At 51.6% G+C, this 16,149-nt stretch carries 16 protein-coding genes and 1 tRNA gene; 3 read left to right on the forward strand and 14 right to left on the reverse strand.

Annotated elements, in window-relative coordinates:
* Positions 1 to 23: 23 nt before the first annotated feature.
* The 12 genes from PsB1_RS05910 to PsB1_RS05965 all read right to left on the reverse strand — a co-directional run bounded on the left by PsB1_RS05910 (position 24) and on the right by PsB1_RS05965 (position 10,735).
* Positions 24 to 350, reverse strand: coding sequence for a hypothetical protein (locus PsB1_RS05910; protein ID WP_284359723.1), 327 nt, complete (start codon positions 348 to 350; stop codon positions 24 to 26).
* A gap of 36 nt (positions 351 to 386) precedes the next feature.
* Positions 387 to 713, reverse strand: coding sequence for a hypothetical protein (locus PsB1_RS05915; protein ID WP_284359724.1), 327 nt, complete (start codon positions 711 to 713; stop codon positions 387 to 389).
* Between the two features lie 2 nt (positions 714 to 715).
* Positions 716 to 1,429 (reverse strand): hypothetical protein, encoded by a 714-nt coding sequence (locus PsB1_RS05920; protein ID WP_284359725.1) that lies wholly within the window; start codon positions 1,427 to 1,429, stop codon positions 716 to 718.
* Between the two features lie 178 nt (positions 1,430 to 1,607).
* Entirely contained in the window at positions 1,608 to 4,283 is a 2,676-nt protein-coding gene (gene infB, locus PsB1_RS05925; protein ID WP_284359727.1) for a translation initiation factor IF-2, read from the reverse strand.
* A 170-nt stretch (positions 4,284 to 4,453) separates the two neighbouring features.
* Complete coding sequence (locus PsB1_RS05930; protein WP_284359728.1) at positions 4,454 to 5,083, reverse strand: RNA-binding protein; 630 nt, start codon at positions 5,081 to 5,083, stop codon at positions 4,454 to 4,456.
* Positions 5,070 to 6,680, reverse strand: coding sequence for a transcription termination factor NusA (gene nusA, locus PsB1_RS05935; RefSeq protein ID WP_420887884.1), 1,611 nt, complete (start codon positions 6,678 to 6,680; stop codon positions 5,070 to 5,072). Before nusA ends, PsB1_RS05930 begins: the two co-directional genes overlap by 14 nt.
* A 33-nt stretch (positions 6,681 to 6,713) precedes the next feature.
* Positions 6,714 to 7,334 carry a ribosome maturation factor RimP gene (gene rimP, locus PsB1_RS05940; protein WP_284359729.1) on the reverse strand — a complete coding sequence of 207 codons (621 nt, stop codon included), beginning with the start codon at positions 7,332 to 7,334 and terminating at the stop codon, positions 6,714 to 6,716.
* 182 nt (positions 7,335 to 7,516) lie between these two features.
* On the reverse strand, positions 7,517 to 8,062 hold the full coding sequence (locus PsB1_RS05945) for an FKBP-type peptidyl-prolyl cis-trans isomerase (protein WP_284359730.1): 546 nt from the start codon (positions 8,060 to 8,062) through the stop codon (positions 7,517 to 7,519).
* 724 nt (positions 8,063 to 8,786) lie between these two features.
* The gene (locus PsB1_RS05950; protein WP_284359731.1) at positions 8,787 to 9,200 is read right to left on the reverse strand and encodes a Fur family transcriptional regulator; all 414 of its coding nucleotides are present in this window, start codon (positions 9,198 to 9,200) and stop codon (positions 8,787 to 8,789) included.
* On the reverse strand, positions 9,184 to 9,708 hold the full coding sequence (rimI, locus tag PsB1_RS05955; RefSeq protein ID WP_284359732.1) for a ribosomal protein S18-alanine N-acetyltransferase: 525 nt from the start codon (positions 9,706 to 9,708) through the stop codon (positions 9,184 to 9,186). Before rimI ends, PsB1_RS05950 begins: the two co-directional genes overlap by 17 nt.
* Positions 9,708 to 10,352 carry a tRNA (adenosine(37)-N6)-threonylcarbamoyltransferase complex dimerization subunit type 1 TsaB gene (gene tsaB / locus PsB1_RS05960; RefSeq protein WP_284359733.1) on the reverse strand — a complete coding sequence of 215 codons (645 nt, stop codon included), beginning with the start codon at positions 10,350 to 10,352 and terminating at the stop codon, positions 9,708 to 9,710. Before tsaB ends, rimI begins: the two co-directional genes overlap by 1 nt.
* Positions 10,353 to 10,387: 35 nt before the next feature.
* Positions 10,388 to 10,735, reverse strand: a complete 348-nt coding sequence (locus PsB1_RS05965) for an ArsC/Spx/MgsR family protein (protein WP_284359734.1) — start codon at positions 10,733 to 10,735, stop codon at positions 10,388 to 10,390.
* Between the two features lie 116 nt (positions 10,736 to 10,851).
* Between PsB1_RS05965 and PsB1_RS05970 the strand changes: the two genes are divergently transcribed.
* Both PsB1_RS05970 and PsB1_RS05975 read left to right on the forward strand, forming a co-directional pair.
* Positions 10,852 to 12,261: an anthranilate synthase component I family protein gene (locus PsB1_RS05970; protein WP_284359735.1), complete on the forward strand. Its 1,410-nt coding sequence runs from the start codon at positions 10,852 to 10,854 to the stop codon at positions 12,259 to 12,261.
* A 2-nt stretch (positions 12,262 to 12,263) separates the two neighbouring features.
* Entirely contained in the window at positions 12,264 to 13,121 is an 858-nt protein-coding gene (locus PsB1_RS05975; protein ID WP_284359736.1) for an aminotransferase class IV, read from the forward strand.
* Positions 13,122 to 13,202: 81 nt separating this feature from the next.
* Here PsB1_RS05975 and PsB1_RS05980 read toward each other — a convergent pair.
* Positions 13,203 to 13,279 (reverse strand) — tRNA-Arg (locus PsB1_RS05980).
* 533 nt (positions 13,280 to 13,812) lie between these two features.
* On the opposite strand from PsB1_RS05980, the gene PsB1_RS05985 reads away from it, so the two are divergent.
* Positions 13,813 to 15,093, forward strand: coding sequence for a DsbA family protein (locus tag PsB1_RS05985; protein ID WP_284359737.1), 1,281 nt, complete (start codon positions 13,813 to 13,815; stop codon positions 15,091 to 15,093).
* Here the strand turns inward: PsB1_RS05985 and PsB1_RS05990 are convergent.
* The gene (locus PsB1_RS05990; protein WP_284359739.1) at positions 15,090 to 16,112 is read right to left on the reverse strand and encodes an acetyl-CoA carboxylase carboxyltransferase subunit alpha; all 1,023 of its coding nucleotides are present in this window, start codon (positions 16,110 to 16,112) and stop codon (positions 15,090 to 15,092) included. The two genes, PsB1_RS05985 and PsB1_RS05990, sit on opposite strands and share 4 nt — an antisense overlap.
* Positions 16,113 to 16,149 lie beyond the last annotated feature (37 nt).

The following is a 16,149-nucleotide window of genomic DNA, read 5'->3' on the forward strand; positions in this document are numbered from 1 at the left end:
TCTTATCGAACACGCGAATGGGTTCACCGAAACATATCGGTCGGCACCTTTATATCACCTGGAATATGCCGATAAACAGTCAAATTTTGAACGTCGCATTGCCTCATGATATAGCTTTCAGCAAACATCATTAAAGTGCCGACTAGTTGAATATTGTTTTCGCATGATACCTTCATGCGCCGCTCATGTTGCGCGAAAGTCAACATAACTTCGCCATAATAGGCCAAGCCATCTTCGTGATCGGGAGTGCCTTCTTCTTTAGGTGGATGCACGAAAATGGAGACTTCAAACGCTTCTGACTGGCCGTCGGTGGTTTGAAAGTGCAGCGTCTGAGGTCCTAGTTCGATCATTGCTTTTTTCCTTCGCCTCAACTCGATTGAGAATCGTCAACGAAACATTCGCCCTGCGCCTTCACAGTCTCCAACCAAATGGCGGTAAACGCTGCCTCCTTCGCGCAAGCAAACCCCACGGATATAGGCCTCACCGATCATGATGCCAACTCCAACAAGGGCAAGCGTGTTGTCCGCCGATATAGGGAGACGCCGTTCACCATCCTCAAACTGGACAACGACCTCGCCAACCTCACTGGCATAGTTGACCCCTTCGCCAAGATCGCGAGGTACCTGCCCTAAGAAATTGAGGGTTACGTGAATTTCTTGTTCTTCACCGTCATCGGAAACATACGTAATTGTGTGTGGGCCTAAGGACTCCATTCTCAACCTCCTCGATGATAGCGGCCGTTATATAGCGGCGTTCTGATTGCATGAATGCCGCCTCCATTTAAGCACTCTGAATAGCGATCCATGGCGGTAGCTTCGCATATCTTGAATATTTTCGACTCTTCGCCATTTCGACGCCCAAATTGCTTCGCTGTCCGAGAACAAGTTTTCAAGTCATTGTTCAGGTTAATGTCGCACTGGCGATTTACCCCGTCACTCTCACTCGCTCTTAAATTCACAGAAGGACTTGACCGGCGCCGCGTAACCGCCCCGCCTCTGCGCGCTGGCAGCGAACCAACCGTCGGCTTTTGGTACGGAATGTGCAAAAAGGGCGTCTTGGATTGGCCTGATACTTCTGCCGCATAGGTTCCTGCGGCGCGCTGTATCCCAACGGCTCCAGCAATCAACGGCAATGAAACGCGCGACGCGGCACGCGGTATATTCCCCAAAGTTTGGGGCGGTCGCGCTTTTGGCGGCGGCGGCGCAGGTGGCGGTGGCGGCTTTCGAGCGCGGGCGCTTTGGCCAGACCCGCCGCCCGTATTCGTCCATTGACCCCCGGTTGGTGTGCCTTGAGGCGCACGGGGTTGGTTGGGGTCAAACTTGACCTCGGTTGCGCTTAGGCGTTGCCTAAGCGCCATCTTAACCTCGGCGATGGCGCAGCGAGCGTCCTGCAAATCGTCGCGCATTTGTTTTAGTTTGTCGAAAGTCATGTCCACTGGCCTCTCAAGCCCGCTTTGGCGGTTGAGAAGCTAGGTTAAGCGTGAATGAAAGAGCCGAGGATAATGCGAGGCTTATTCACACTCTCAATCAAGCCCTTGCTGCTAGGCGGGGCTTACCGAAATGACATGAGGTCTAGGTATCCTGTTCTACGACAACAGGAAAGCGACCCTATAAACTGCGTTTGATAATCTGGACGTCAAAGCACTCAATCAAATCGCCTTCGCGCAGATCTTGATAGCCTTCAAACGCCATACCGCACTCTTGGCCTGCCGTCACTTCGGCGACTTCGTCTTTAAAGCGCTTCAGGGTTGAGAGCTTGCCTTCGTGAATGACCACATCATCGCGCAACAAGCGCACGCCACAGCCGCGCTTGATATTGCCTTCATTGATCTTACAGCCTGCTATCTTGCCGACTTTGGTGATGTTGAACACTTGTAGGATCTGGGCATAGCCCAAGAAGGATTCCTTGCGCTCTGGTTCCAACATGCCCGATAGAATGTCTTTCACATCATCGAGCAAATTATAGATGATCGAATAATAGCGGATTTCAACGCCTTCATGCTCAGCCAAATCGCGCACTTGCTTGGGCGCACGTGTGTTAAAGGCCAAAATTGGCGCACCAGAGGATTTTGCCAATAGAACGTCACTTTCGGTGATCCCGCCAACGGCTTGATGGATCACTTTGGCGCGCACTTCATCGGTGGCTAGTCTCTCAAGCGCCGCGGTAATGGCTTCTGCAGAGCCGCCAACATCGGCTTTAACGATCAGTGGGAATTCCTTGACTTCGGCGTCTTTAATCCGCGCCAACATGGCTTCAAGGCCAGAGCGCGCGGTTTGGCGCACGACGATTTTTTCCCGCTTCATACGAATGCGGTAATCGGTCACTTCTCGCGCGCGCGCTTCGTTTTCAACCACAACCATAATGTCGCCAGGCTCAGGCGTGCCGTCGAGACCTAAAATCTCAACCGGCTGGCTTGGGCCTGCTGATTGCAGCGATTGCCCGCGTTCATCGGTCAAGGCGCGTACACGACCCCATTGCGAGCCCGCAACCACTAAATCGCCGCGCTTTAACGTGCCGCGCTGAACCAGAACGGTGGCGACGGAGCCACGACCCCTGTCCAATTTAGCTTCAATCACAGTACCTTCGGCGGCACGGTCAGGATTGGCGCGCAGGTCCAACACTTCTGATTGCAGCAAAATGCTTTCCAGCAGAGTATTCAAATTTGTACCCTCTTTTGCCGAAACAGGCACCCATAAAGTGTCGCCACCGACCGCTTCGGTCAGAACTTCATATTGGAGGAGCTCATTGAGCACTTTTTGTGGATTGGCTTCAGGCTTATCAATTTTATTGACCGCCACGATGAGGGGAACTCCCGCCGCCTTGGCGTGGCTGATGGCTTCCACCGTTTGGGGCATAACCCCGTCATCTGCGGCGACTACAAGCACAACAACATCGGTAATGCCAGCGCCTCGAGCCCGCATGCTGGAGAAAGCGGCGTGGCCTGGAGTATCCAAGAAGGTCACACGGTCGCCGCCCTCAAGACGCACTTGATAAGCACCAATATGCTGCGTGATGCCCCCGGCTTCACCCTTGACGGTATCGGCCGAACGAATGGCGTCCAAAAGTGAGGTTTTTCCATGGTCAACGTGGCCCATAATGGTGACAACCGGTGGACGTGGTACTTGGTTGGTATCGGTATCGGCTTCGCCTTCGAGGCCAATTTCAACGTCCGATTCTGCTACCCGCTTCACGGTATGGCCAAAGTCGGTGACAATCAATTCAGCCGTATCGGCGTCAAGATTATCAGCGCCCTTCATCATCTGACCTTGTTTCATCAGATATTTAATGACGTCTGTCAGGCGCTCTGCCATCCGGTTGGCCAATTCCGCCACGGTGATAACTTCAGGAACAATTACTTCGCGCACTTGCTTGGTTTGTTCTTGGCCTTTAAGCATCCTTAACCGGCGATCACGTTCTTTTTCGCGGGCACGACGCACGGAAGCCAAAGATCTTTGGCGGTCAGAATCATCTCCTAAAGCCGAAGTGATGGTCAATTTACCCGACCGGCGTTGCTGGGCCCCTTTGGCCCTTGATACCGGAGCCGGACGAACCACCGCCACTTTTTGCCGTTTTACCCGCCCACCAAGCTCAGACAATAGATCACCGTCTTCACCCTCTTCGCCTGGTGCGGTTTCGCCATCCCCAACTTCAACAACATCAGATCTCAAAGAGATTCGTTCATCAGGTTCAAAATCAGGAGCGTTATCGCCAAGAGATTCCACCGTTTCACCAAGGGCTTGGGATCTGCTAGCGCTGACTTCTTGTTGCTCTTGCTCGATTAGGCGTTTGCGTTGGGCTTCGGCTTCTGCCGCTAGGCGCTCTTCCTCTAAACGACGTCGATCGCCCTCTTCACGGCGCTTGCGCGCTTCGGTTTCGGCCAATTGTTGTTGGCGACGCGCTTGTTCTTGCTCACGGGCACGCTCCAAAGCAGCTAAGCGAGCTTTCATCTCACTCTCAGACAAACCAAGCGTTTTGGTTGAACGAGTGGAAGCCTCACGCGGCTCGACTAAATCGCCTTGGGTCACGGCACGGGCTGGATCATCACTCGAAGACGGGGCCGTTGGTCGTATCGGGGGGGCATAAGCAGGTTTACGGGCAGTACTTGCCCCAGCCGATACAAGCGCTTCACCTGCACCGATTGTGCGTTTTTTCTTGACTTCAACCACCACTTGATTGGTGCGCCCATGCGAAAAGCTCTGGCGAACCGTGCCAGCGCCCACATTGCGGGAAAGTGTTAAAGGCTTACGCCCGCCTGAATTGTCGTTGTCTTTACCGTCGCTCATGCTCATCCTTGCGCACGCAGTGGCGCGTCGTAAAAAAATTCAACCGTCCTTAGGTCCGAAACTTGGACCTTTAATCACAAAATCCGCCGAGCGGGCGGGGTTACCGCCCGGGCGTTCTGTGCCGGTTAGGATCGGCTTTGTCCAAGTCCAAACGTACATGCACCCAACATTTAGGGGCAGTCTTTTGGCCAATCATCGGGTACTAATGGAACAAATCCCGCTAGCCTCCTGATGTCTGCCGTCCAGCTATCGGCTAAACGACCTGGCAACAAAACAGCATGTACCACAACATCGCGCCCTAACGCCATGCCCATTTCCACCCCAGTGAAACAGCCTACAGTTGGCACCCCACCCCAAGCTAAACAAAGGCCGTCCAATTTCTTGCGCCCGTCGGCTGCACCATCGCTGGCTTCGAGGCGCCAAGCAGGTTTTTGGGTCACTAAACTAGCACGCACCATGTCATTGCCCAAGACTATGGAGCCAGCCTTGCGCGCAAACGACAAATGATCAAGACAGCGCCTACGTAGGCCAAGGACGATTGTTTCAATCAAATCCTCAGCGATTTTAACCTCACGCTTAAAGCCGCGAGCAAATGCTTTTTTCTTTATCGCCTGCTCAACCGCAGCCAAAGAAGCGCCAACCCAAACGCCACGCCCGGGTGCCTTCGCAGCTGGATCGGGCAAGACCCAGCCACCAGGACAGGCAACAAATCGCAACAGCTCTATCTCTGGCAGTGTTTGCCCGCTTGCTATACAGCGCCGGACACGTCCAGCGCCTTCACGACGCTCACTCTTGTCCATCGGCGGCTACTTCCGCCTCTTCTAGAACGTCAGCCACGGGTGGCGCTTCAACCCATCCCATTTTGACACGAGCCGCCATAACCAAAGCGTCAGCATCTTCGACACTCATGCTCATGCCTTCTAAAAGGCCAGGAAAGCGGACCTTCTCGCCGTTTTTGACTTCAAACCATCCGCGTAGATCGTCTGAAACCAGACCTGCGACATCTTCAACAGTCTTGACCCCGCCTTCACCCAGCTTGATTGCGATTTCTAAAGTTACACCAGGCAAATCCAAGACCGCATCTTCCACGCCTAAATCAGCGCGCTTTGTGTTCAGCTCAGTTTGAGCACGTTCAATATAATCGCGCGCACGAGCCTGCAACTCGGCCGACACATCTTCATCAAAGCCTTCAATTTGCAGGAGTTCACCAAGCTCAACATAAGCAAGCTCTTCAATAGTTTCAAATCCTTCTGAGACTAAAAGGCGTGCCATCATCTCATCGACGTCAATCGCACCCATGAATAAATCAGTGCGGCTATTGGCTTCTTTTTCGCGGCGCGAACGCTCTTCTTCCTCGGTCAAAATATCAATCGACCAACCGGTGAGCTGGCTGGCCAGACGAACATTTTGCCCGCGCCGACCAATGGCCAAGCTCAATTGCTCATCTGGCACCACAACTTCAACCCGGTTTTCATCTTCATCGAGCACAACCTTGGTGACTTCGGCAGGTTGGAGTGCATTCACAATGAAAGTCGCGGGATCAGGTGACCATGGGATAATGTCGATTTTTTCGCCGCCCAATTCGTTAACGACTGCTTGAACGCGTGATCCGCGCATCCCAACACACGCCCCCACTGGATCTATGGAATTATCGTGGCTTAAAACCGCGATTTTAGCCCGCGACGATGGGTCACGCGCCACTGCTTTGATCTCAATCACGCCGTCATATACTTCAGGAACTTCAGCCTCAAACAGCTTCGCCATAAAGCCTGGATGGGCGCGCGATAGAAAGATTTGCGGGCCTTTGGGCTCGCGACGTACGTCATAAATATAGCAACGTACCCTGTCACCCATGTTGAGATTTTCGCGTGGCAAGGTTTGATCGCGACGGATAACGCCTTCGCCCCGACCAAGATCGACGATGACATTGCCGTATTCGACGCGCTTTACGATGCCATTGATGATATCACCAACACGGTCCTTATATTCTTCAAATTGCTTATCACGCTCGGCTTCGCGTACACGCTGGGTGATCACCTGTTTGCCGGTCAAGGACATGACCCGGCCAAAGTCAAACAGGGGCAAATCCTCTTCAAATACGTGGCCAACCTTAACACTGGGGTCGATGCGTATGGCGACAGAGAGGGGAATTTGCTGATTAGGATTTTCCACCTCATCTTGGGTCGCAACCACACGCTGCTTGCGTTTTAACGTCAGTTCACCGGATTTGAGATTGATGCGCGCATCAATTTGATGGTCAGCGCCATATCGCGCGCGCGCAGCCTTGCTGATGGCCTCTTCAATTGCCTCAACGACAATGGATTCTTCGATATTTTTTTCGTAGGCAACTGACCGGGCGATGGTCAAAAGTTCAAGCCGGTTGGCAGAGATGGCCATGGGTATGTTCCTTCTGAAGCGAATAAATCACTTTTATGTTTGATCAGGGTAGGGTTGATCTGGGTCGACATCGGGTAAAGCGTTTAAGGAGACAAATTCCACCTGATCATCGTCTAAAGCCTTTTCGAGTTGTTCAAGTTCTCTCTCATCTGCCCCGCGGCGGCTTAGCGATTCACGGATTAGATCATCTGTCAGCACCAAACGGGCGCTTGCTATCCAATCAAATGGTATCAAAGCAGTATCTTCTTCGCCCTCCAGATTGATGCATACATTGGCGTCTTCAATGCCGGCGAGTTCGCCTGAAAAGCGCTTGCGCCCATCAATATCGCGATCAAGCTCTAGCTTGGCTTCCCAACCAACCCAACGTTCAAAATCAAGAAACCGCGTCAAAGGCCGGTCAATACCAGGAGAGGATACTTCGAGTGTATATTCCCCATCTATTGGATCTTCAGCGTCTAGAAGCGGACTCAATCCACGTGACAATTTCTCACAATCCCGCGAGGACATCCGCCCGTCGGGGCGTTCAGCCATGATTTGAAATGTTTTGCGCCGCGCACCCATCAAACGAATGCGCACGATTTCATAACCCAAATCATGGGCAGCAGGCTCAATCAGGGCCAACAGCTTATCTTCATGCGGCGAAGTCGTTCGCACAATCACCTCTTTAAGTTATGCCGAGCCAAGTTATGCCGAGCCAAGCCAAGGTCCGGGAGGATTTTAGACAAACAAAAAGCGGCCCCGGGAACCCGGAGCCGCTTTGACTGCAACTGCAATCAAAGTCGATCTAATCAGCTTTATAAGCCCTCGAAGACCGTTTGTCATTAGCGAATGCTGCGCTATTTCGCACCTGGTCCGCTGACGATTTTTTCGAGGCGCATGCGGAAAATCAATAAGGAATTGGGAGGGATAGGGCCACCACCTTGCGCACCATAACCAATCGCGGGTGGAACCCAAATAGTCCATTCATCACCCGGCCGCATCATTTGCAGGGCTTCAACCCAAGCTGGAATCAATTGACCCACTGGAAATTCTGCCGCTTCACCGCGTTTAAATGAACTGTCAAACACTTCCCCATTCAAAAGCGTACCTTCATAATTGACTTGAACAATGGAGTCTGCGGTCGGTTTGAGGCCGGTTGCGGGCCCCGAGGCTATCACCGCATATTGAAGGCCTGAAGCGGTGGTTATCACCCCAGGTACCAATTTATTCTTGGCCAAAAAAGCCTCAGCGGCAAACGCATTGGCGTCTTGTAGGGCGCTAGAAGAGTCTTGCGATGGCAGCCCCACCATGACGGATTTTTCCTTCGCGGTATCGGCCGGTTTGCATCCAATGATTGCCAAGGATGAGAGAACCGCAAGGGTTAACTGGAACTTTTTCAACATGGTAGGGGTTTCCTTAGGTTGAGGCTTGTCTCAAAGAAATGGGGCTAACACACACAAAACTTATGGCCAAGCCCCTGGTTGATAGGCCGCGCTTGATAAGTTGATGATTGGATAGAAACCACCAAAATCAGGTAGCTTATGATCGTGAGTAACTGCCCGAACAACATTGGATCAATCCATGACTGGCCAGTTGATCCACAAAACCTCTATGGGCTGCAAGCGCGGCCCATACGATGCGCCACGATAGTCATTTCGTCATGGGCTGGTTTTATCCTCACAGCCCTCATGAGCCTAAAAAAATCATTATCCCCAAATTGAAGGCATTTTTCACCCCTAACTATTCCCAATCCCTATCTGCGCATTTTAGCATGTACCGCTTAGGCGGTGCTGGGACTTTGACGAAGATGGCAGGCTGCCACTGAATTCTGCCAAGCGTGACTGGGCGTTTTGTATCGTCAAGTCCAGCTTTCCTTTGGACAGCTGCCGCCCTAGGTCCACTTCATTTTTACCTAAAAGACGCGGACTTAATTTCTTGATTTGAACGCACAACTTGGTTCTAAAGAACCAAACGTGCGTCAATGGCTCGAAACGGACATGACCCTTAAAAATCGCGCAACAATAATGAATTGAGGCCTTTGGGGTAGGGAGGGTCTGCACCACAAGCCGTCCCAGACCTATTCATCTTTAGGTGGAGCCATCCCCGGGCAATCATCGGGCGCGCCCCCTAACCCTCATCCAACGGAACCCCATAAAGCTCAAGGCGATGATCGACGAGGCGATAACCCAATCGGCGCGCGATTTCTTGTTGCAGACGCTCGATTTGTGGATCGACAAATTCTAAAACTTGACCGGTCTTCATATCGATCAAGTGGTCATGGTGATCGGCACCCGCCTCTTCATAGCGCGAGCGCCCATCGCGGAAGTCATGGCGCTCTAAAATGCCGCTCTCTTCAAACAAGCGCACGGTTCTGTATACGGTTGCAATCGATATGCCCTTATCGACCGCGGCAGCGCGGCGATGTAATTCTTCGACATCTGGATGATCTTTAGCCTCGGACAAGGTGCGCGCAATAATCCGGCGCTGCTCTGTCATTCTCAGACCTTTTTCCACGCACAGGGCTTCAATGCGATCTGCCATTTTGCTTCCATCCGTCATATTGAATTCTATGCGAGTTATGATCGCTTTCGTCTAGCTTTTTCACATCATTTGTATCGTCCAATACATATGACAGGATTTTAGCATCCATCGCGTGGCCATTTGGCCGGATATAATATTCCTGTCGCACCCCTACCTGTAGAAACCCGATTTTGCTATAAAGGGCACAGGCTGCATGATTATCACAAGCGACCTCTAAGAATATACGCCGAACAGAGTGTTGCGCTAAGGCTGCTAAGATGTGGGCCAATAAGCGGGTGGCAAGACCATGGCGCTGCCATTGTTGAGCAACGGCCAGCGTCAAAATTTCTGCTTCATCCACACTGGTGCGCACCATAATGAAGGCTTGTATCGGCTTACCTAGAACGAAGGCCTGTTCGGTGGCAAGAAAGGTCGTAAATGTATCCACCGACCAAGGCACATCAAAACAGCTTCGATGCAATTCAGCCATGGCTGGCGCATCACTTAAGGTGGCAGCGCGCAGCTCCATTAGTCTAACCCCCTTGCGATCAAGCCTGATGGCACTTTTGTGTCATGTCCGCGCAGATAAAGCGGTAAGGGGGGATAATCTTGTGGCGCAGCAGCTGATGCCAGACGCGCCAACACCACAGGATCACACAAATCTTGGTCTTCTATAGCCGATTTGGGCATCAAGGGAAGCAAACCAGACGCACCAGGCCCGGTAATGGTCCAACTTTCGTCCAGAGCCGTCAACATGGTGTCAGGGCCATAGCGAATTGGCGGCAGTTCGCAGCGTCCATCAGCCCAAGCCCCGATAAAAAGGCTTCCAGCAACCTCAATCGCCGCCACCACTTTGGGCTGGTCCACCCTCTTGGCCAATATTTCCAGCGTCGAAAGGCCAACACAGGGTTTGCCTAAAGCAATCGCCAAACCACGGCCAAAAGCAAGACCAATACGTACACCTGTGAATGTCCCCGGACCGCGCGTAACAGCAATGCGGTCCAGATCGGCCATATCATAGCCTGCTTGGGTCATGGCCTCATCAACCATGTAGGGCAGACGTTCGGCCTGGCCTTTAGCCATCGGTTCAACCATCGAAATCCGTGTCGCCCCATCGGCTACGAGAGCCACAGAGCAGGCGTTCAAGGCCGTATCAATGGCAAGGATTAACATAGGTTTCAGGTCGCGGGTTTGAGTAAAAAGTTAAATCAGACAATCGTTAATAGTGCAGAATTTGGCCGGCCCAGCACCGCCTTATGGCCATTGATTCCAATTGGCCGTTGGATCAGCTTAGGATTTTTAACCATAGCCGCAAAAACCACTTCATCCGCAGCGTCGGCTGGCAGACCACAATCAGCGGCATCTTTTTCACGCAAAAAGGCACGTGGCGACACGCCACCCATTTTGGCCGCAATATCTTTAAGTTCGTCCACACTTAACCGGTGCGCAACCAGCATATAGAGGCGGATTTGCGGATCGATCCCCGCCTGCTGTAAGATTTCTAACCCCTTTTTTGACGAACCACACCCGGGGTTATGTATAAGAATATAGCTCATGGGTGGCTCCACAAAGAAGGACGGCAACAATAGGATGCCAGATGATGGGGTTTGAAACAGCAGTCATCTGTCGCAAAGGGGGGACTTTCAGATCCATTTGCCCTACATAGACCATCGTGATCGCACCTTCAATTATTTCTGTCCCTTGGATCGAGCCCTTGCGTGTTTTGGCGCGGATCGGTGAAGAAGTGGGTTGTTTAGCTTTTATCGGCGGGGGTGACCATCCTTTAGCCCGCTGGTCTTACATTCTGCGCGAGCCGGTGGTGACAAAGATAGGTCATAACCATGACCAAACAGACCCATTCGCGGGCTTGCAGGCCCAACTAGATCGATATCCCTTCGCTTTGGACCCTAATCTTGGACCCTTTCAAGGTGGCTGGGCTGGGCTTTTGAGTTATGATTTGGGACGAGCCTTTGAAGTCTTGCCTGTGCCATCGGATATAGATGCAAATAATCCAGCCTTTAACTGGCCATCACTATGGCTTGGCCTCTATGACAGTTTAGCCATTTTTGACGGACAATCGTGTCAGGCTTGGGCGCTCTCTTGGGGTCTAACCAAAGACGGCCAGCACAATCCACTTCTTGCCCAAGCCAAAGCGCAGGTTGTAGCGTCCGCTATGCGAGCACACTCCCCTGCAACCCCAGAGTTCAGCACCTCCAACCGCTCGAAATCCAATGGCCTCGTCGCAAAAATGGCGCGTCCGCTGGTGGAAGATCAATTTGAGCGCGCCATAAGCTATATCAAAGCGGGGGATATATTTCAGGCCAATATATCGGCGCGTTTTTCAGGTGTCTTGGGGCAAGGTGACACGCCCTTAAATGTGTTCTTACGCCTTATGGCGCGCCATCCTTCACCTTTTGCGGCCTACTTAAGGCTCAAAGATCGGGCGGTTGTGTCGCATTCACCAGAGCGCTTTTTGTCCCGCAGATTTGATGGCCAACTTGAGACCAGACCCATTAAAGGTACAGCCGCCCGGCATGAGGATGTTGATCTTGACCATAAAAGCGCTGAGACCTTGCTGAAAAGTGCCAAGGACCGGGCGGAGAATTTGATGATTGTGGACTTGATGCGTAATGACATGGCTAGGGTCTGCTTGCCTGGTAGCATCAAAGTACCCAGATTATGTACTCTAGAGAGTTTTTCGACGGTACATCACCTCGTTTCTGAAATCGTCGGCCAACAAAAACCAGGTCTAGGCTTTTTTGATGCCCTAAAAAGCTGTTTTCCGCCCGGTTCTATCACTGGCGCTCCGAAAATCCGGGCGATGGAAATTATTTGTGAACTTGAGAACGAGCTGCGCGGGCCGTGGTGTGGTTCTATGATCTGGGTTGGATTTGATGGGGGCGCTGATTCGAACGTGTTGATCCGAACCGCCGCCTGTCATCTCAATCATGGTCACTGGCAGATCGATGCGCGAGCGGGTGCAGGGATCGTTGCAGACAGCACCCCCAGAAAAGAATATGAAGAAATCTTGATGAAGGTGCGCGCTGTGCGGGTTGCTACACAGGATGGGCTAACATTTTGACCATGCCAAGCCCTATAACAAACTGTTGGTGGAACGGTCAGATTGTTGCAATTGACGAGGTGAGGATTCCGCTTAATGATCGGGGGTTCACTTTAGGTGATGGTCTGTTTGAAACCTTGTTATGGACAGGGGCGTCTATTCGGTTTTTTGAAGATCATATGGCTCGCTTAAGTCATGGTGCGCAAGCTCTTGGTATCGTAATACCATTTGATGTCGCGACGATTGAGTCGGGATTGTTAGAACTTGCGAAACAATCAATGGGGGTAGCAGGTGCCATGCGGTTGACTTTGACCCGGGGGGTTGGTGCGCGCGGATTGCAAATGCCCATAGACGCTTCACCTTTTATGCTGGCGACCTTAAGTCCAGTTGAAAGCGAATATCCGGCTATAAGCCTATCGTGTGTAGACGTCGTACGCCCATGGGGTGCACCTTCTTCACGTTTTAAGACCCTGTCCTATGTTGATCATGTCGTTGCTTTGTCGAGGGCGCAGGCTTTAGGTGCCGAGGATGGACTGATGCGGGGGCAGGGCAATCGCATTGCCTGCGCAACCCGCGCTAATGTGATCGTGCGCTATCAGGATCGTTTTTTGACTCCACCAGTCAGTGATGGCGCATTACCGGGAATTATTCGGGGGCGCCTATTGGGTGCAGGTTTAATCGAGGAGGCAGAAATTGATGATCAAACCTTGGCACACTGCACATCCGCATGTTTGACCAATTCTTTGATAGGTGTGCGACGCGTGTATCGCCTCGATGAACGCTCACTAGATGGCGATGAAGACTGGATTACACATCTTGCTGGCTTTATCGAAACTTTGGAGGGGCCAGAAGGAGAAAAGGCAAGGCATGTAGGTGATTAAAGGAAGCCAAAACGAAAGTGCATGCCAAGCCACTCAATTCTTAAAGCTAACCCTGTTGAGTGATAATCTTCGACTAAAAAATGGCGCACCCGACAGGATTCGAACCTGTGACCTTTGCCTTCGGAGGGCAACACTCTATCCAGCTGAGCTACGGGTGCACAACCCTTTGATGGGTAGCTTAAGTGTAGAGCTGTTTCAACATCGCTTGGGCAGTCCGATTCGGATTAAAATGCCTTTGAAGTTGTAGCTTTGGCGGTGGATTAATTGCGACCTTACCCATGTCAAGCCAAGCTTGAGCCACTTATACCTTGCACCCTTTCAGCCTAACATAGAGCATTGATTTGGGACCTCATGTGTTAAAGAGCCATAATTCAAAATCCAAAATTCATCGTCCAAATCGCATTTTTGATGAAAATCTCTTGGTAGTAAAGACGACTGATTGAATAGAGGTTGAATGATCCGTATCCTGATTATAAGCCCTTTCAACTCTAAGACGTGCCAACGATTTTATTGATAAGTATTATTACATTGGATTGGAGGTGTCCATGATCCAAGAGCCTTCAGCGTGTGGTGAGGTCAAGGGTATAAGGTCTTATTGAACCGACCAACCAAGCATTTGTGGGAGCTTCCCTTTTTTGACTTTAAAGCCACACATACCTAGGCTTGCAGCGATTCTCTAGGAGCTTAGTCGATGTCGCTTAAAACAGCTGTGGTGTCACGAATAGTTGAATACATCACCAGTGCAAAACGACAAGATCAGCTCAGAAAAAAATTTGAAGAGTTGCGTAAACGGAGCAGCGCACGCCATACACTTGATTATTTTCACCAAGTTGATGATCCCTACAGCCATTTGGCCCTGCAAGCCTTAAACATGATGCAAAATCGCTATGAGGTTGATGTTAGGCTTTGGGTGGTAGAGCCGCCAGAAGATTGGACTCTACCAGAACGCAAGCACTGGCTCGACTATGCCCGGGCAGATTGTCAGAGATTGGCACAACGTACGGGCTTAACTTTCACAGATTATGGTAGCCAACCCGATGCGGATCTGGTCCAATCGGCTCAACATGACATTGGCAAGTGTCTATGGCGTTCGGACGCAGTGGCCAAAGCCTTGGTTATTAGTTTTGCTTTTTGGGCCAAAACTTTACCAAAACCTATAGTTCCCTTTGACTTCACACCTTTAGCTAAGGGTACCCAAAAGCGGGCTCAGCTTGGTCATTATATGGGGGCGATGATCTATTATGGTGGGGAATGGTATTGGGGGGTTGATCGTCTTCATTATCTTGAAGCGCGTTTAAAAGAAGTTGGTGCCCAAAAAATGGGGCATGACTTTGGTTATATTGTCCCCCCTCCAGCACTGAGGCTACGACCACATGCAAAGAGAAACGTAACACCCCTCATTTTGGATTGGTATTTATCCTTTAGCAGTCCCTATTCGTATCTTGCGTGTGCAAGGGTCAAGCAATTGATCGAAACCTATGGAATTGAGGTAAGGTTACGTTTTGTTGTGCCAATGTCTATGCGTGGCTTACCGAATTTGAAGATCAAAAGTCAATATATCACCTTGGATTGTGCCCGTGAGGCGAGGCGGCTCAGCGTCCCGTTCGGCCGAATTGCGGATCCTGTCGGAAGGCCTGTTGAGCGTGGCTATGCCATTTTAGCTTGGGCAATTGAAATAGGTCGGGGTTTTGAATTTTGTGAAGCCTTTCTTCAGGCAGTTTGGTCGCAAGGTTTAGATGCTGGTTCAGACCGGGATTTGCGGCGTATCGTCGAAACGGCAGGACTTGATTGGAACCGAGCCCGCGATCGGTTGAATGGAGATGCTTGGCGGGCACAAGCAGAAGACAATCGCTTGGACTTACAGCAATTGGGTCATTGGGGCGTGCCATGTTTTGTTGTCAAGGATCTGTGCGTTTGGGGTCAAGATCGGCTCTGGGTTGTCGCCGACGCACTCGCGAATTGGTCCCATTAAGTGGGGTTAATGTGCGTCACATCCTCTGGGGCGGATAATTCTGGAGCGGATATTTCAGCCACCGTGCGCCCAATTCTGTAAAAGCGCTCTGCCCGATGTGCCCGCACTGCTTGGCTGTTGAGCCCATCAAGTTGATACAGTGATTTTTCAATCATATTACCAACCGAATTTATAGCTGTGGCGCGTGCCCGATGGGCACCCCCTAAGGGCTCTGGAATGATCGCATCAATCACGCCAAAGCCCAATAGATCAGCTGCAGTGATTTTCATCGCTGTTGCTGCATCCTTGGCCCGGTCAGAGGAGCGATAGAGGATTGATGCGGCCCCTTCGGGTGAAATCACTGAATAAATAGAGTTTTCTAACATCAGAACACAATTGGCCGCAGCAATTGCCACCGCTCCGCCAGAGCCACCTTCCCCTGTAATCACCGACACCATCGGTACCCCAAGGGTCAAGCAACGCTCCGTCGCGCGGGCAATGGCTTCGGCTTGGCCACGCGCTTCTGCATCAAGGCCAGGATAGGCCCCAGCGGTATCGACAAATGTAATCACGCTTAGGCCAAACTTCTCAGCTATATCCATCAGCCGCACCGCTTTGCGGTAACCTTCAGGGCGCGCCATGCCGAAATTGTGCTTTAAGCGTTGGGGTGTCGTGCGGCCTTTTTCATGACCCAGCACAACCACGCGCCGCCCACGAAAGCGGCCAAGGCCGCCCAAAATTGCGGCATCCTCCCCAAACTTACGATCGCCTGCGAGTTCAACATAATCGGTGATTAACTCTTCCACATAGTCTTTAAAGTGGGGTCGGTCCGGGTGGCGGGCCACTTGGGTACGTCGCCACGGATCCAAATTCTGGTAAAGGTCAGCCAGCGCTTGATTGGCTTTTTGCCGCAGCTTGGCCACTTCGGTGCGCACACTTTTTGCCCCACTTTTTTCAGCTGTTATGGTGAGTTCATCGATCTTTTTTTCAAGATCGGCAATGGGTTTCTCAAAATCGAGAAAGGCTGGACGTTCAGACATGGCGCCTTGATTAAGCCTCTCTTTTGGTTACGGCAAC

The organism is Candidatus Phycosocius spiralis (assembly GCF_030158815.1).
Taxonomy (GTDB): domain Bacteria; phylum Pseudomonadota; class Alphaproteobacteria; order Caulobacterales; family Aquidulcibacteraceae; genus Aquidulcibacter; species Aquidulcibacter spiralis.

Coding starts and splice junctions, on each gene's coding strand:
- PsB1_RS05910 (WP_284359723.1), bottom strand. CDS start 350: ATGATCGAACTAGGACCTCAGACGCTGCACTTTCAAACCACCGACGGC.
- PsB1_RS05915 (WP_284359724.1), bottom strand. CDS start 713: ATGGAGTCCTTAGGCCCACACACAATTACGTATGTTTCCGATGACGGT.
- PsB1_RS05920 (WP_284359725.1), bottom strand. CDS start 1,429: ATGACTTTCGACAAACTAAAACAAATGCGCGACGATTTGCAGGACGCT.
- infB (WP_284359727.1), bottom strand. CDS start 4,283: ATGAGCGACGGTAAAGACAACGACAATTCAGGCGGGCGTAAGCCTTTA.
- PsB1_RS05930 (WP_284359728.1), bottom strand. CDS start 5,083: ATGGACAAGAGTGAGCGTCGTGAAGGCGCTGGACGTGTCCGGCGCTGT.
- nusA (WP_420887884.1), bottom strand. CDS start 6,680: ATGGCCATCTCTGCCAACCGGCTTGAACTTTTGACCATCGCCCGGTCA.
- PsB1_RS05945 (WP_284359730.1), bottom strand. CDS start 8,062: ATGTTGAAAAAGTTCCAGTTAACCCTTGCGGTTCTCTCATCCTTGGCA.
- PsB1_RS05950 (WP_284359731.1), bottom strand. CDS start 9,200: ATGGCAGATCGCATTGAAGCCCTGTGCGTGGAAAAAGGTCTGAGAATG.
- rimI (WP_284359732.1), bottom strand. CDS start 9,708: ATGGAGCTGCGCGCTGCCACCTTAAGTGATGCGCCAGCCATGGCTGAA.
- tsaB (WP_284359733.1), bottom strand. CDS start 10,352: ATGTTAATCCTTGCCATTGATACGGCCTTGAACGCCTGCTCTGTGGCT.
- PsB1_RS05965 (WP_284359734.1), bottom strand. CDS start 10,735: ATGAGCTATATTCTTATACATAACCCCGGGTGTGGTTCGTCAAAAAAG.
- PsB1_RS05975 (WP_284359736.1), top strand. CDS start 12,264: ATGCCAAGCCCTATAACAAACTGTTGGTGGAACGGTCAGATTGTTGCA.
- PsB1_RS05985 (WP_284359737.1), top strand. CDS start 13,813: ATGTCGCTTAAAACAGCTGTGGTGTCACGAATAGTTGAATACATCACC.
- PsB1_RS05990 (WP_284359739.1), bottom strand. CDS start 16,112: ATGTCTGAACGTCCAGCCTTTCTCGATTTTGAGAAACCCATTGCCGAT.